The organism is Aureimonas ureilytica (assembly GCF_001475935.1).
GTDB lineage: Bacteria > Pseudomonadota > Alphaproteobacteria > Rhizobiales > Rhizobiaceae > Aureimonas > Aureimonas ureilytica_A.
Window position 1 is genome coordinate 16,360 of the sequence record NZ_LDQA01000038.1, and the last position, 14,885, is coordinate 31,244.

Genomic DNA, 14,885 nt, shown 5'->3' on the forward strand with positions numbered 1-14,885 from the left:
CAGCACCAGCCTCGCGCGAAACTCGCTCTTGTTGTATTCGCGCGCGGATTTTGCGGAAAAGATTAGGGCTTAGGTCAGGCTCACGAATTAGATCACGTCAACGGGAGGTTCGTTCGGTCCATCGGAAAAAGTCGGCGGCGCAAGCCAAAGGCAGGGTTCGGTCACCGAGTTCATGACCACAAGGACGGATCGGTGACCTACGAAACCTTCGACGCCTCGGCCGGCACGGCGAATCTGTGGTCCATCGCGGACGCGTCGGTCGAGATCGCCGTGAGGGATGGCGATCCGTTCGGATGGAGAAGTCGCTGGTCGGTCTCCTGCGAGTTGGCGCGCCTCGTCGGCCTGCGTCCGGGCGCCGCGCGGTCGCGCCATGCCTTCCGCATTCTCCGGCATGTCCATCCCGACGATCTCTGGGAGAACTTGGCCAAGGTCCACGCCGCGCTGCGCGATACAGCACCGAGCAGCCTCGCCGATCTACGCTTCCGGCTGTCTACGCTGATGGATGGCGAGCGCTGGTACCGCTTTGTCGGGACGATCCTGCGCGACGCTTCCGGGGCTTTGGTTCGCGTTTCGGGCTCGCTCAGCGAAGCCGGTCAGGACGGCTACGACCAGCCCCAGGCGCGCGGTCAAAGCGCGCTCCAAGCGGAATGGCTCCGCGTCAACGCCCAGCATGAGGCGGGTGGGGAGCGCTTCCGGCAGATCGCCATGAACTCCATCGATGGAATCTGCTGCACCGACGCGAACGGCATCGTCACCTTCTGGAATGCGGCCTGCGAGCGGCTTCACGGCCTATCCAGCGAGGAGATGATCGGCTGCCATATCGACCGAGTGAACGTACCGGAGGCGCAGTTCGGCGACGCGTTCGAGGCGGCGGCCTTATCGAAGCTCAATACGAGCTTCGAGTTCGAGGTTCTGGCGGCCGGCAACCAGCGTGCTTCCGTGGAATTGACCTGCTGCACCTGGCTGGAAAACGGTGAGCGCTGCTTCGGGTACATCGTCCGCGATACGAGGGAACGCAAGGCACGCGAGCGTTTCGTGGCAGAGCTCGCCAGCCGCGATCCGCTGACCAGCCTGACCAATCGCGCCGCTTTGACCGACCATATCGAGCGCTTGCGCGAAAGCGGACGGCCCTTTGCCGTTCTCATGATCGACCTCGACGGGTTCAAGGACGTCAACGACACGCTCGGCCACGAGAATGGCGACGAGGTTCTGAAGGTCGTGGCGCTTCGAATGCTCGGCTGCATCAAACCGGGCGACATCGTGGCGCGTTTCGGCGGCGACGAGTTCACCATCGTCCTCGGCGGCGAGGATGCGTCCGCGCGCTGCCCCCTCGTGGCGCAGGAGGTGATCACGACCCTTTCCCAGCCGGTTTGGGTCGGGGATGAAATGGCGTTTCTAGGCGCCAGCATCGGCATGGCGCGCGCGCCCGAGCATGGCCGAACCCCATCGGCGCTCCTGTCCTCGGCCGACACGGCGCTTTACGTCGCCAAGGGTCAGGGGCGTGGGCGTGCCGTCTGGTTTGCTCCCGTGATGCGTCGCAAGGCCATGAAGCTCAACGCCTCCCGCCGGCAAATCCGCGACGCGATCGAGTGGAAGGAATTCGAACTCTTCTACCAGCCGCAATACGCGCTGACCGATCTCTCGCTGACGGGCGCCGAAGCCCTGCTGCGCTGGCGTCACCCGGTGGAAGGCATCCTGACGCCGGATCGGTTCTTGTCGGTTCTGGAAGGAAACCCGCTCGCCATCGAGGTGGGAGACTGGATCGTCGAGGAAGCCTGCCGTCAGGCAGCGATCTGGCGGCGCATACAGCCGAGCTTCCGTATGGGCGTCAACCTCTTCACCGCGCAGCTTCAGGACCCTGCGCTCGGCGCCAAGGTCGAAGCAGCTTTGGCGCAGCAGGGGCTCGGCGGCGATGCCCTCGAGCTCGAAATCCCCGAAACGGTTCAGCTCAGCGCCGACGCGAGGCTGAAATCCATGCTGGGTCGGCTGATGAAAAACGGCGTCGGCATCGCCTTCGACGATTACGGCACAGGCTATGCCTCCTTCTCCAGCCTGCGCGATTTCCCACTCACGCGGCTGAAGATCGACCGAAGCTTCGTTCAGGGCATGGACACGTCCGAACTCGACAAGGCCGTGGTGGAATCGATCCTGCTCCTGGGCCGACGGCTCGGCGTGGACGTGATCGCGGAAGGCATCGAGACGGAAGCGCATCAAACGGCGCTCCGCGCACAAGGGTGCCTCGAAGGGCAGGGCTATCTCTTCGGCCGCCCGATCTCGGCGACGTCCTTCTCCCAGACCTATTTCGCATCGATCTGACGGCTGGCGCTTCGACATAGAAACGGCGCGCTCCCTAAACGCGCCCATCGCCAGCCGATGAGCGCTGGATCACGATCCCGTGTTGGGTTCTTAGCCATCGCCGGAAGTCTGCCCGTCATGCTTCCGCCGTCTTCATCTCTCGCTACGGCGTCTATATGCAGTCCTCGCGGCAGTGCGCCCGCAGCGGGTGGAACGGGATAAGACAGATCGATGCTGATCGAGCATGACGATGCGCCAAACGGGATCGAAGCCAGGATTTTCGCTCCCATCGCGCCGACGCCGCCCATGCGGGACGGTGAGCCCTATGCGCGCGACGAGATGCTGCACGAGATGTTCGAGGCGAGCGCGCTGGCCCATCCCGGCCGCTGCGCCCTCCGGCTTCTGGTGGAGGACCCGGACACCCATCGCCGGGTTTCGCTGAGCTATAGCGAGCTTCGCGACCGCGCGATCCGCTTCGCGCACCATCTGCGCGCCATGGGCGTGAAGCGCGGAGACCGCGTTGTCATCTGCCTGCCGCGCGGTCTCGACCAGTATATGGCGATTCTGGGCACGCTATGGGCCGGGGCCTGCTACGTGCCGGTGGACTGGACCTATCCGCAGGACCGCATCGACTTCATCGCCGACGACAGCCGCGCGGTTCTGATCGTTACGGGCGAAGAGCGCGCGGGCGACATGATCCGCCCGACGCTCAGCGTCGACCAGCAGCTCGGCGAACTCGCCGCCGAGCCCGCCGGGCCGATGGACCGCGCCGAAACCGACGCGCAGCCGGACGATCTTGCCTATATCATCTACACATCCGGCACGACCGGGCGTCCCAAGGGCGTCATGATCAGCCACGCCAATGCCTGTCACCTCGTGCGCTCGGAAAGCGCGATCCTGGCGCTCTCCGAGGAAGACCGCGTGTTCGGCGGATTCAGCCTCGCCTTCGACATGTCGGTCGAGACGATGTGGAGCGCCTTCTTCGCCGGGGCCGCACTTTACGTGGCCGACGAGCTTCTCGCCAAGGCCGGGCCCGACATGGCCAACGCGATCGAGCGCGAGGCGATCACCGTCTGGCATGTCGTGCCCTCGCTTCTGACGCTGGTCGAAAACGCGCTGCCGGCGCTGCGCATCGTCAATCTCGGCGGCGAGGCCTGCCCGCCCGATCTCGTCACGCGCTGGGCGCGGCCGGGCCTGCGCCTGCTCAACACCTACGGCCCGACCGAAACCACCGTCACCGCGACCTGGACCGAGGTCCAGCCGGGCCGCAAGGTCACGATCGGCCGCCCGCTGCCCGGCTATTCCGCCTGGATCGTGGACGAAACGCTGCATCCCGTCGCGGCCGGCGCCGAGGGCGAACTGGTGATCGGCGGGCCGGGCGTCGGCGCGGGCTACGTCAACCGGCCCGATCTCACGGCCGAGAAATTCGTCCTCACCCCGTTCGACACGCCGAGCGGCGAGCCGACCAAGGTTTATCGCTCGGGCGATCTGGTGCGGCTGGACGCAGCCGGCGACATCGAATTCATCGGGCGCATCGACACGCAGGTGAAGATCCGGGGCTTCCGCGTCGAACTCGGCGAGATCGAAGCCGTGATCGCCGAGGACCCCAGCGTCGCGCAGGCCGTGGTGCATCTCTTCAAGGACGATGACGGCGCGGAGTTCCTTGCCGCCTTCGCCGTGGCGCGCACCGGGGCCAGCATCGACCTCAACGCCGCGCGCGCCCGCGTTCGCGATCGTCTGCCCAATTATATGCGGCCCGCCGCCTACCAGCTGCTCGACGCGCTGCCAACGCTGCCCGCCTCCGGCAAGGTCGACCGCAAGGCGCTGGTGCGCCCGATCGCGGCGCCCGCTGAAGACCATGAGATCACGCCGCCCGAAACGGAGATGGAGCACGAACTCCATGCCGTCTGGAGCGCCGTTCTGAACCCGCAGAAAGTCTCCGTTACCGACGATTTCTTCGAGGATCTGGGCGGCCATTCGCTGAAAGCCGCTCGCCTCGTTTCGGCGATCCGCAAGGTGCCGGGTCTGGCCGGCATCTCGATCCAGGATCTCTACGCCGCTCCGACCATTCGCGCGCTGGCCAAGCGCCTGGAGGTGATGGGGCGCGGCAGCGCCCGCGCCGAGGAGCCGTTCCATCCTGTGGACAAGGCGCGGCGTCGGCGCTGCGCCGTGATCCAGACCTTCGCGCTCATCCCGATCTATGCGATCGCCGGTCTGCAATGGTTCTTCCCCTATCTGGCCTATGTCCAGCTGGCCGGCGACTTCGACCGGGTGCCGGCGCTGATCCTCAGCGGCCTCAGCTTCATTCTGATTCCGCCGCTCGCCCTGCTTCTCTCGATCGTCGTCAAATGGGTGGTGATCGGTCGCTACAAGTCCGGCGATTATCCGCTCTGGGGCAGCTATTATCTGCGCTGGTGGTTCGTGCGGCGCTTTTCGGACGCGATGGCGACGCCCTATCTCTCGGGCACGCCGATCATTCGCGCCTATTATCGTCTCTTGGGTGCCAAGATCGGACGGCACACCTTTATCGGGCGCGCCAATCTCGACGCGGCCGATCTGATCGAAATCGGCGAGGGCGCGATCGTCAGCGACTATGCGCTACTCGCCACGAGTTCGGTGGAGCGCGGTCTCCTGCGCCTCGGCGCGGTGCGCATCGGGCGCGAGGCTTTCGTCGGCTCCATGGCCGTGATCGGGCGCGGCAGTTCGGTCGGTGATCGCGCCGCGCTGGAAGACCTGTCCGCTATTCCCGCCGGCGTCGCCATTCCATCGGGCGAATGCTGGAGCGGCTCGCCTGCCGAGCGTCAGGGCAGCTACGAGCCCGCTCCCCATCCGGCCATCACGCCGCGGCGCCGGTTCCTCAGCTATGCCGGGCTGACGCTGGCCGCCCTCATCCTGCCGATCGCGGCGCTCCTGCCGATCGCGCCGGGTCTTATCCTGCTGATCGAACTCGACTGGCACACGGAAGGCTATTCCTACCTTCTTCTATCGCCTTTCCTGGCGCTCACCTACGTTATCCTGATGTGTACGCTGACGGTCGCCGCCAAGCGTCTGATCCTGCCCAAGGTCGTGCCGGGCAGTCACAGCATCCATGGCTGGTTCTATCTGCGCTTCTGGTTCGTCCAGCAGATCAACGATCTGGCGCTTCAGCTTCTCCACCCGATCTATGCCACGCTCTATGTCGCGCCCTGGTATCGGGCGCTGGGCGTGAAGGTCGGGCGGCGCGCCGAGATTTCGACCGCCTCGGCCATCGTTCCCGATCTCGTGGAGATCGGTCCCGAAAGCTTCATCGCCGATGCCGTGCTCTTCGGCGCGGCGCGCATCGAGCCCGGCCGTATCCGGCTGGCGCGCACCCGCATCGGTCATAGGAGCTTCATCGGCAATTCGGCCCTTCTGCCGACCGGCGCGCAGATCGGCGACGGCGTTCTGATCGGCGTTCTGTCCAAGCCCCCGGCGGACGGCAGCGCGGAGAAGCCGAACGGCACGTGGTTCGGCTCGCCTTCGATCAACCTGCCGAACCGCCAGACCGTGGCTCTGTTCGATGAAGGCGCGCGCTTCAAGCCGGGCGCTCGCCTCGTCGCGACGCGCCTCGCCATCGAGGCGGTGCGGGTCACGCTCTCGCTGACGCTGTTCCTCGGCTTCTTCAGCGTGCTTCTGTCGGTCATCGGCGATCTCGACGATCTCGACAATGGCGCGCTCTGGATCGCGCTGAGCTTCCCCTTCCTCTATATCGGCTTCGTGCTCGCCTGCGGCTTTTCGGTGGTGGCGCTGAAATGGCTGGTGGTCGGGCGTTACAAGCCGACCACGCGTCCGCTCTGGAGCCCCTTCGTCTGGCGCACCGAACTCGTGACGGCGACCTACGAGAACCTCGCCGTGCCCAACCTTCTGGAGCCGCTGCGCGGAACCCCATGGCTGCCCGCCTATCTCCGGCTGCTCGGCTGCCGCATCGGGCGACGCTGCTACATGGACACGACCGATATCACCGAGCACGATCTCGTGGAGATCGGCGACGATGTGGCCCTGAACGATTTCGCCGGCCTCCAGACGCATCTTTTCGAGGATCGCGTCATGAAGGTCAGCGGCGTCAAAGTCGGCCATCGCGCCACGATCGGCTCCTACGCGATCGTTCTCTACGACGCCGAAATCGGCGAGGACGCGCAGCTCGGCGATCTCTCGGTGGTCATGAAGGGCGAGACGCTGCCGACCGGCACGTCATGGGAGGGTTCTCCGGCGCGGCTCGCCAGGTAACGCTTCGAACGCGCGAAAACCGGGCAGGCAGGTGATGGCCGGCCTGCCCGGATGTCACGACCCATTTTTCCCACGCGGAAAAAATGTTTGTGTCCGACAGTCTGGCTACTCCATAAGACCCAACATGCCGGACCATTGCGACGGCCGAATCGCCCAGAGGTCATTTCGTGTCCGAAACGCCATCCACCGTCGATTTGATGTTTCTCCTGATCGACACAGCCCGCCACTTTCGGCAGGTTTCGGAACGCGCCCTCGAATCCAACCATTTGGGGCTGACGCCAGGCGCGCTGCGCACGCTGGGATATGTCATGCGCTACCCCGACTCTCGCCAGGCCGTTCTGGCCGACCGCATGGATATCGAGCCCATGACCCTGTCGAGCTATCTCGACCGGCTCGAGAAATGCGGCGTGGTGGAGCGCCTCGAAGACCCGAGCGATCGGCGCGCCAAACGGGTCAAGCCGACGGACAAGGCGGTTGAAGTCGTCATGGAACTCGACCCCACGCTCGACACAATCTACCAAAGCATCACGCGAGGCATCGCGAAAAGCGAAATGGACGCGCTGGCAGCGGGGCTGCGCAAGATGCGGGCCAATGTCGCGACGGACGCGAGCATCACCGCCCCCTTCACGCTCCTGCCCATCCCTTCAGCCGACGCGGCCTCGAACGAGGCCTGAACCGGCTTGGGACGATAGCGCGCCTCGGCTTTCGGACGCCGCCTCGCTCGGTCGTCGGCCCTGCCGTGGACGGCGATCGAGCGGAAAGCGCCGGCGTCTCGGTCGCTCCGGTCACGCCGCCTGATGTCTTTGCGATACCTCCCCTCGCAAGGGCAAGACCAGACATGCCACGCCCGGTCGAAGTTGGATGAGGCCGCGTGTCCTCATCCCCATCGGCTTTCGATCGAAATGGGCTCCGCCATGCCAGCATTGATTGGTTTACGCTGCAGGCATCACGCATTCGTGACAGCAACGACAGGCAGGGGTGCAGAACCATCCGCAGATGCTCTCGCCTGGATCTACAACAAGCCAAAAAAATCATCCTCTCGACTTGTGGACATGATGAATATCGTCCTCGAGGACTTTGTCCCCCAAAAGACTTTCGCTTCACGCCCATATCCTCTTGCCCTTGCTTGCCCCTTCTATTGAATAGGTGGTTCGCCAAAACCACTTGGCGTCAGCCAAGCGGGGGGCAAGCGGCGTGGATGCGGACGACACGGATCTGATCGAGATCATCTACACGGCCGGCCTCGTACCCGAACTCTGGCCCAAGGTCATCGAGAAGCTCGCCCAGAGGGTGGGGGCGCACGGCGGCTCGCTCTTCTCGCTGTCGGAAGGCCAACTTGCCTGGGAGGCGCCCGCTTCGACGCGGCCGATCATGGAGGCCTATGTCGAAGGCGGGTGGGACCGCAACAATCCCAGGCTCGAAGGCTTGTTGAACGCCAAGCCGCTGGGTTTCATGCGAGATCAGGACGTGATCGTGGGCAACTACGACGAATTGCCGATCGTCCGCGATTTTCTGCGCCCTCATAATATCTACGGCACGGCCGCGACGGTCATTCCGGGCGTGCGCGGCGAGATCGCCGTCCTCTCAGTCGATCGTGGGCGTGAGCCCGGTCCCTATACGTCGGTCGAGATCGAAAGGCTGGACGGTTTTCGCCCGCATCTGGCGCGCGCGATCGCACTCACCAGCCGGATGCGGATGCGCGAAGCCACGACGGCAGCGGCGGCGCTCCAGATGGTGGGGGTTCCCGCCGCCGTGGTGCGCCGGCAGCACGGGGTCGTCGCCACCAATGCCTTGTTCGATGCTCTCGTCGGGCCGGTCTTTCTGGCCACCGGCCACGGCCATCTCGCCTTGAGCGATCGGGCAGCCGACGCGCTGCTTCAACAGACGCTTCGCCGCCAGGAGCGGATGAACCCCACCGTGCGCTCCATTCCCGTCACCGGGCAGGAGGGCGCGATCGGCGTCCTTCATGTTATCCCCGCGTGCCGGCAGGCGCTGGATATCCTGGGGCCGGATGCAAACCTTCTCGTCTTCGCACAGCCGCACGAAGGCGCCCCGGTGAATCCCGACTGGCTGCGCTGGCTCTACGACCTGTCGCCGACCGAAGCGCTCGTCGCCGCACATCTCACGGCCGGACTGACGCTGGAAGAAATCGCGCAGCAGCGCAACACATCGCGGGACACGATCCGCACGCAGTTGAAGGCCATCCTGCGCAAGACGGGCTTCAGCCGGCAGACCGATCTGGTCCGATCCCTGGGTGGCTTGAACACCCTGTCGCCGCAGCTTCTGAAGCCGGGCGGCGCAAGCTAGAGCGGTTTCGACGAAAGCCGGATGGCGTTCGCGCCGGGACATTGCGATCAACGAGGGCTCGGAGCAGGGCCGACAAACCGATGTCCGATGGACGTGGTCTTGAAGTTTTTGGTCCGGTTCGGCGCGCGGCCCGCGTTCAGGCCATGCCAGAGCCCTATCAGGCCGATTGTTGATGGTCCGCCCGCGCGCGGCGCCAGTAGGCGTCGGGCTGGGGGCGGCCCAGAAGGAACCCCTGCACATGCCGGCATCCATGCTGGCGTAGAACCGCAAGTTCCTCTGACGTTTCGACCCCTTCGGCAGTCGCCGTCAAACCATAACCCTCGCACAAGGACAGGACGGATCGGATCACGGCAGCGGACGCGCTCGTCTCATTGACGCCGCTGACGAAGCTGCGGTCGATCTTGATGCGGGTGAGGGGCAGTTCCTTGACCATTCGCAGCGAGGAAAACCCGGTTCCGAAATCATCCAGCGCAATGCCGACGCCCAACCCGCGCAGCGAACCCAGAATGTCGCCAGCGAGGTCGGGGTCGGACAGGACGGCGGTTTCGGTCACTTCCAGTTCCAGCCGATGCGGTGCGAGGCGAGAGGCTTCCAAGGCCGACAACACCACGTCGACGAAGCTGCGATCGCGCAGCTGCGTGGTTGAGACGTTGACGGAAACGGTCAGATCGTCCGGCCACAGCGCCGCGTCATGGCAGGCGCGCCGCAGAACCCAGGCACCAAGTTCGGGCATCAGCCCCAGCGTCTCGGCCAACGGCACGAACTCGGCGGGGGATATGTATTTGCCGGTCTGATCCTTCCAGCGCAACAAGGCCTCGTAGCCGACGGTTGCCAAGCTGTCGGCCTCGACCACCGGCTGGTAGTAGAGTTCGAAGTCGAACAGCGCCATGGCCTGGCGCAGCTTGAGTTCCATGACGCCGCGCGACAGCGCTTGCGCGTTCATGCTTTCATCGTAGATTTCGAAGCGACCGCGGCCGTTTTCCTTGGCGCGGTAGAGCGCGAGATCGGCATTGCGCAGAAGCGTATGCGCCTCGCATCCATGGCTCGGCGCATGGGCGACCCCGACGCTCGCGCCCACCACGACGACTGCGTTGCGCACCGCGATCGGCTCCGACAGACTATGGACGATGCGCTCGGCAAGACGCGCCGTGTCTTCGGATCGGGGCATGTCGAGCTGAAGAACCGCGAATTCGTCCCCGCCCAAGCGCGCCACAAGGCTTCCGGGAGACACCACGGCCCGAAGGCGGGCGGCCACGATCCTCAGGACATCGTCGCCGACTGCATGGCCAAAGGAATCGTTGACCGGCTTGAAGCGATCGAGATCGACATAATGGACCGCCAAACGACCGCCATAGATCAACTGGGCGGTCTCGGCGTCGAGCTGGTCCAGGAAATAGGTGCGGTTGGAGAGGCCGGTCAGGGCATCGTGGCCGGCCTGATAGGCCAGCGAATGGGCGACTTCGCGCTGGGCCGAGATGTCGCAGGTGACTTTGGTGAAACCGATATGGTCGCCCGCTTCGTCGCGCATCGCATCGATCACGACATGGGCCCAGAACTGCGAGCCGTCCTTACGGACCCGCCATCCCTCTTCACTGAAGCGCCCGCGCTCAAGGGCATGTTTCAGATTGAGTTGGGGGATCAAACGCTCCCGCTCGCTTTCGAGGTAGAACACCTCGAAATTCTGCCCGAGGATCTCCTGCGCCTCGTAGCCTTTGGCGATCTGTGCGCCCGGGCTCCAGTTCAGAACAATTCCGTTCACGTCCAGCATACAGATGGCATAGCCGGTGACCGCTTCGACCATGAGCCGATAGATACGATCTGTCAGAGCGCCGTGGGCCACGTGAAATTCTCCAGTCCGGCCCTCAGGTTGACGCTCAGTGGTGACGATTTAATTGACGATTCGTCTCACGTTGGCAGGAGATTTTCAGCACCTATAGACGTTGCTCGCGCGCAACGGTCAAAGACAGGAGGTCGCGGCGAGCCCCATCGGCGACCTCCGATCCGAGCCGGTCGATGCGCTATCGATCCCGCGCGCCGGCAAGGCTCGGCGCAAAGGGCAGAAGGCTCAGGATTTCGAACAGCATCTGCGCACCCGCCTGTGCGGTGTTGGTGGTCGCGTCATATTGCGGAGCGACCTCCACGACATCTCCGCCGACGAGATCGACGCCCTTCAGGCCGCGCAGCAACGCCTGCGCCTCCCGCGTCGAAAGGCCGCCGATCTCCGGCGTGCCGGTTCCCGGCGCGAAAGCGGGGTCGAGACTGTCGATATCGAAGGAGAGATAGGTCGGCCCATCGCCCACCACGGCGAGCGCCCGCTCGATCACGGCGGCAAGGCCCATTTCCTGCACTTCCTCGGCATGGATCACGGTCATGCCCGAGGCCGTGGAGAACTCCCAGAGATAGTCCGACGAGCCGCGAATGCCGATCTGGATCGTGCGACGGGGATCGAGCACCCCTTCCAGAACCGCGTGGCGGAACGGCCCACCATGGTGGAAGCGGCATTGGTCGAACGGCCCGGATGTGTCGCAATGGGCATCGATATGGATCATGCCGACGGGACGTTCGCGCCCGACCGAGCGCAGAATCGGCAGGGAGATCGAATGGTCGCCGCCGACGCTGAGCGGGATCACGCCGGCGGCGACGACGGTGCGGATCGTGGCCTCGATGTCCTCATGCGACAGGTCGAGATGAAAGCGGCTACGGAAGGGCACGTCGCCGCAATCGGCCACCCGCATTTCGCGCCCCGGCATAGTCCGCAGAACATGATTGTAAGGGCCGACGCGCTCGATGGCGCGCAGCGCGCGCGGGCCGAAACGGCTGCCGTTGCGATTGGTGACCCCGAGATCCATGGGCACGCCGATCAGCGCGATATCGAGATCGGAGAGATCGGGCGCGGTCCAGTCGACCGCGCGATAAGGCGCGTCGAGAAGCGTCGGCAACCCGGCATAGGGCGCGACGCGCGTGCCCTTGGCGTCGAAAAGGCGCGAGGCGACCTCGGCGAAATGCGGGTCGTAGATGCGGGTTTCGTTCTCGCCCGAAAAGCGTGCGCGCAGCGCCTCCAAGTTCTCGTCGCTCATGCGGCTACCTCATTCCTCGAAAACAACGTGTCGGACAGAGCCAGCCGGTCCGCGAAGCGCTCGAGCCTCGCGATATCGACATTGGCGAAGGCGACGCGCAGGAAGCGCTCTTGCCCCGGCCCGAAGAAGGAGCCGGGCAAAACGAGAAGCCCCAGCCGCGCGGCGAGCGCCTTGGCGACCTCCACGTCCGACCGGTTGGGGAACGGGTGCTCGATGAAAGAAAAATAGGCTCCGATCTGGCGGATCGGCCAGTCCGGCCGCTGCGCCATGGCCCGGCGGAACGCCTCGGCCTTCTCCTGAACCGCGCGTGTCTTCTCGGCGCGCCAATCGGCGGTCTCGGCCATGGCGGGCGCCAGCGCCACCTGCGCCGGGCGCGGCGCACAGATCTGCATACAGTCGAGGATCGTCTCGGCGGCCGAAAGAAGCGCGGGACCAGCCGTCATCGCGCCGAGGCGATAGCCCGGAATGGCGAAGGATTTGGAAAAGGAGTAGAGGCCGATCAGATGTTCGCGCCAATCCGGCTCGGCAAACAGCGCATGGGGCGCGGTTCCACCCACGAAGTCGCGATAGGTCTCGTCCAGAATGAGATAGAGCCCGCGCCGGCGGCAAAGGTCCAAGAAGGCGGCAATCGTCTCCGGCGGGTAGATCGCGCCGGTCGGATTGTTGGGCGAGACGAGAACGATCGCCCGCGTCGTGGCATCGATCCGCGCTTCGGCGGCTTCCACATCCGGCACGAAGCCGTTTTCGGCTTGCGTTTCCAACGCGCGGGGCTCGATGCCCAGAAGCTCCAGCGTCATCTGATGGTTGAAGTACCAGGGCACGGGCAGAAGCACCGAATCACCCGGTTTCGCCACCGCCATGACCGCAACGAAAAAGGCCTGGTTGCAGCCGGCCGTGATCGCCACGTCGCCCGGCTCGATCGGCGCGCGGTAGAAACGCGAGCAGTCCTGCGCATAGGCCGTGCGCAGCGCGTCGTCTCCCAAAATCGGCCCATAGCGCGCGGCTGCGGCGTCCGCGCCCTCCTGCGCCAGCCGGCGCGACAGGGCGTCCGGCGGCGGATCGCCCGGCACGGCCTGGCTGAGATCGACGATGGGGCCACGACTCCCTTCATAGGCGGCGAGCCAGCCCTTCGCGACGGGGATGGGCGGCGGCAGAACCGCGCGGACCAGAGGATTGGGCTGAGGCAGAGGCGCTTTCATGCGCTTCGTCTTCCATGCGAGGCCCGGCGGAATCGGGCAAGGACGCGCCTATCCTGTCGGGAGCCGAGGCCGGGATCAAGCGCCGGCCTCGCCCTTATCTGACGTCAGCCGAGCGCGGGAAGCGCGATGGCGGAGGCCGCTTCGGCCACCTGACCGCTGCGCACCATGTCGATCGCCGCTTCCAGATCGGGATGGAAATGGCGGTCGTCCGTCAGAGTCGGCACGCGGGCGCGAACCAGCGCGCGAACCGCTTCCAGAGGCTGGCTGGAGGCGAGCGCGGGGCCGAGATCGCAACCCTGCGCGGCGGCCAGAAGCTCGATCCCGATCACGCCATAGGCATTCTCGACCATGGCGAGAAGGCGGCGCGCGCCATGGGCGGCCATGGACACGTGGTCTTCCTGATTGGCCGAGGTCGGAATGGAATCGACGCTCGCCGGCATGGCGCGCTGCTTGTTTTCCGAGACCAGCGCGGCGGCCGTGACCTGCGGGATCATGAAACCGGAATTGAGGCCCGGGCGGGGGGTCAGGAAGGCGGGCAGGCCCGACAGCGCGGGGTCCACCAGCATGGCGATGCGCCGTTCGGAGATGGAGCCGATCTCGCACACGGCCATGGCGATCATGTCGGCGGCGAAGGCAACCGGCTCGGCGTGAAAATTGCCGCCCGACAGCGCTTCGTCCGTATCGGCGAAGATCAGCGGATTGTCGGAGACGCCGTTCGCCTCGTCTTCGAGGGTTGCGGCGGCTTGACGCAGAATATCGAGCGCCGCGCCCATGACCTGCGGCTGGCAGCGCAGGCAATAGGGGTCCTGCACGCGGGGATCGTCCACCCGGTGCGAGTCGCGGATCGCCGAGCCCGCCATCAGCGCGCGCAGCGCCGCTGCCGCCTCGATCTGCCCGCGATGGCGGCGCAGCGCGTGAATGCGCGGGTCGAAGGGCGTGTCCGAACCACGCGCAGCGTCCGTCGACAACGCGCCGGTCACGAGCGCGGAATGAAACAGGCGTTCGGCCTCGAACAATCCGGCCAGCGCGTTGGCCGTAGAAAACTGCGTGCCGTTGAGAAGGGCCAAGCCTTCCTTGGCCGACAGCTCGATCGGCGCCAGGCCCGCCTGCTCCAGCGCGGTGAGGGCAGGCAGGCGCGCGCCGTTCACAAAGAACTCGCCGACGCCGATCATCGCCGCCGTCATGTGCGACAGCGGAGCGAGATCGCCGGACGCGCCGACCGAGCCCTGGCAGGGCACGACCGGAACGAGACCCCGAGCGAGAAGCGCTTCGAGAAGCGCGATCGTCGTACGCGCCACGCCCGACGCGCCCTGGCCGAGGCTCGCGAGCTTCAACGCCATCATAAGGCGGCAGACGGAGACCGGCATGGGCTCGCCGACGCCCGCCGCGTGGCTGAGCACGATATTGCGCTGGAGGGTCGCCAGATCCTCGCCGTCGATGCGAACGCTCGCCAGCTTTCCAAAGCCCGTGTTGATCCCATAGACCGGCTCGCCGCGCGCCAGAATGCGCGACACCGCAGCCGCCGAGGCGTCCACCGCAGGCAGGCAGGCGGGGTCCAGCTCCGGCACGGCGCCGCGATAGATCGCGCGCCAGTCGTTGAGGGTTACGCTGCCAGGGGTCAGGCGAATCGGGGTCATGAGCCTCTCCAGACGGGGCGAGATGATGCGGAAAGCATGAAGCCTGCGAGCGATCGGGGGCGGCAAGCCCGGCCCGCCGAGCCCCGTGCTTGGGCCAATACGCGAAACGCTATCCTATCAAAATC

The 14,885-nt window shown here is 65.5% G+C and carries 8 protein-coding genes; 4 read left to right on the forward strand and 4 right to left on the reverse strand.

All coding sequences use genetic code 11. The features are described from left to right. Positions 1-192: 192 nt before the first annotated feature. From NS365_RS15410 to NS365_RS15425, 4 genes are all read left to right on the forward strand, one after another. Complete coding sequence (locus tag NS365_RS15410; RefSeq protein WP_058601186.1) at positions 193-2,316, forward strand: putative bifunctional diguanylate cyclase/phosphodiesterase; 2,124 nt, start codon at positions 193-195, stop codon at positions 2,314-2,316. Between the two features lie 210 nt (positions 2,317-2,526). Further along, positions 2,527-6,540, forward strand: coding sequence for a Pls/PosA family non-ribosomal peptide synthetase (locus NS365_RS15415; RefSeq protein WP_058601187.1), 4,014 nt, complete (start codon positions 2,527-2,529; stop codon positions 6,538-6,540). A 167-nt stretch (positions 6,541-6,707) separates the two neighbouring features. After that, positions 6,708-7,214 (forward strand): MarR family winged helix-turn-helix transcriptional regulator, encoded by a 507-nt coding sequence (locus NS365_RS15420; RefSeq protein WP_153003805.1) that lies wholly within the window; start codon positions 6,708-6,710, stop codon positions 7,212-7,214. Between the two features lie 520 nt (positions 7,215-7,734). Then, entirely contained in the window at positions 7,735-8,847 is a 1,113-nt protein-coding gene (locus NS365_RS15425) for a helix-turn-helix transcriptional regulator (protein ID WP_058601189.1), read from the forward strand. A gap of 157 nt (positions 8,848-9,004) precedes the next feature. Here the strand turns inward: NS365_RS15425 and NS365_RS15430 are convergent, their stop codons facing one another. The 4 genes from NS365_RS15430 to hutH form a co-directional block, all read right to left on the reverse strand. Beyond that, entirely contained in the window at positions 9,005-10,687 is a 1,683-nt protein-coding gene (locus NS365_RS15430; RefSeq protein ID WP_058601190.1) for a putative bifunctional diguanylate cyclase/phosphodiesterase, read from the reverse strand. Positions 10,688-10,865: 178 nt separating this feature from the next. Then, positions 10,866-11,924, reverse strand: coding sequence for an agmatinase (gene speB / locus NS365_RS15435; RefSeq protein WP_058601191.1), 1,059 nt, complete (start codon positions 11,922-11,924; stop codon positions 10,866-10,868). After that, on the reverse strand, positions 11,921-13,123 hold the full coding sequence (locus NS365_RS15440; RefSeq protein WP_058601192.1) for an aminotransferase: 1,203 nt from the start codon (positions 13,121-13,123) through the stop codon (positions 11,921-11,923). The genes speB and NS365_RS15440 overlap by 4 nt, the downstream gene beginning before the upstream one ends. A 104-nt stretch (positions 13,124-13,227) precedes the next feature. After that, complete coding sequence (hutH, locus tag NS365_RS15445) at positions 13,228-14,760, reverse strand: histidine ammonia-lyase (RefSeq protein ID WP_058601193.1); 1,533 nt, start codon at positions 14,758-14,760, stop codon at positions 13,228-13,230. Positions 14,761-14,885 lie beyond the last annotated feature (125 nt).

Excerpts from the sequence above, each read along its gene's own strand:
- NS365_RS15415 (WP_058601187.1), top strand. The coding sequence starts at position 2,527 with ATGCTGATCGAGCATGACGATGCGCCAAACGGGATCGAAGCCAGGATT.
- speB (WP_058601191.1), bottom strand. The coding sequence starts at position 11,924 with ATGAGCGACGAGAACTTGGAGGCGCTGCGCGCACGCTTTTCGGGCGAG.
- hutH (WP_058601193.1), bottom strand. The coding sequence starts at position 14,760 with ATGACCCCGATTCGCCTGACCCCTGGCAGCGTAACCCTCAACGACTGG.
- NS365_RS15440 (WP_058601192.1), bottom strand. The coding sequence starts at position 13,123 with ATGAAAGCGCCTCTGCCTCAGCCCAATCCTCTGGTCCGCGCGGTTCTG.